The organism is Thorsellia kenyensis (genome assembly GCF_042432445.1).
GTDB lineage: Bacteria > Pseudomonadota > Gammaproteobacteria > Enterobacterales > Thorselliaceae > Thorsellia > Thorsellia kenyensis.
This window is the reverse complement of record NZ_JBHLXE010000015.1, coordinates 1-873: the sequence shown is the minus strand read 5'-3', so window position 1 is coordinate 873 and position 873 is coordinate 1. Positions and strand designations below refer to the sequence as shown.

General features: G+C 34.8%; 2 protein-coding genes. Both read left to right on the top strand.

All coding sequences use genetic code 11. The features are described 5' to 3' along the window. A partial coding sequence (gene tnpB, locus ACFFIT_RS01445) for an IS66 family insertion sequence element accessory protein TnpB (protein ID WP_385875715.1) occupies nucleotides 1-256 on the top strand: 256 nt, incomplete at its 5' end. Between the two features lie 85 nt (nucleotides 257-341). Next, nucleotides 342-873 (top strand): IS66 family transposase zinc-finger binding domain-containing protein (locus ACFFIT_RS01440; protein ID WP_385875713.1); only part of this gene is annotated, 532 nt, incomplete at its 3' end.

Genomic DNA, 873 nt, shown 5'->3' with positions numbered 1-873 from the left:
GGTTAATTTCCCAAACAAATGTTTCTCAGGTGCGCTATTTATTTTTACCAATCGCCAACGCAGTATCTTCAAATTAATCAGTATTGATTCACATGGTATTTGGTTATGTCAACGCAAATTACACCAAGGTAATTTCCCTAAATTTCAAACTGAACAATCTGAACTGATTTTGACACAAGAGCAATTTAATTGGCTGTGTAAAGGGTTCGATTTTTCTAAAATTGAAGGGTTAAATTTAGCTAATTTTAAACACTAAAAATCGTCATTTCTTATCACTTAAAAGTTAAATAAGTTGTTGTTTTTTATTTATTTAAGTGATTAATTTTGGTGTAATTACACCTATGAAAAATCAATCAAAACCATTCAATATAGAGGAAATTAAGCAACTCGATAAAGAGCAGCTGATTGCGCTCGTGGTTGATTTATTCAAACGCTACAACTTTGCTGAAGAAAAACTCAAAGCAATGATGATGAGAACATTTGCCCGTAAAAGTGAAGTAAATGATAAACAATTCAATCTATTTACAGAAGAAGAGTTTTCTGAACTCGCTTCTTTTATTGAAAGTACTCACTCATGTGACTCTACTGAAGCTACTCTAGGCACATCTGAGGATGCGCCAGCAAAAGCTGAGTCGAGTACTCCCCCAAAAAGATCACGTGGTCGTAAAGTCATCAATCCCGATTTACCAAGGGAAGATCGTATTATTGATTTAGAGGATAAAACCTGTAAAACATGCTCTAGTGAAATGACGCCTATGGGTGAAGCAATTTCTGAAAAAGTTGATTTTATTCCAGCTAAAATTGTTGTCATTCGTACTAAGCGCATTAAGTACACCTGCACTTGCTGTCAAACTTTAGTCGCAGCGCCTATGC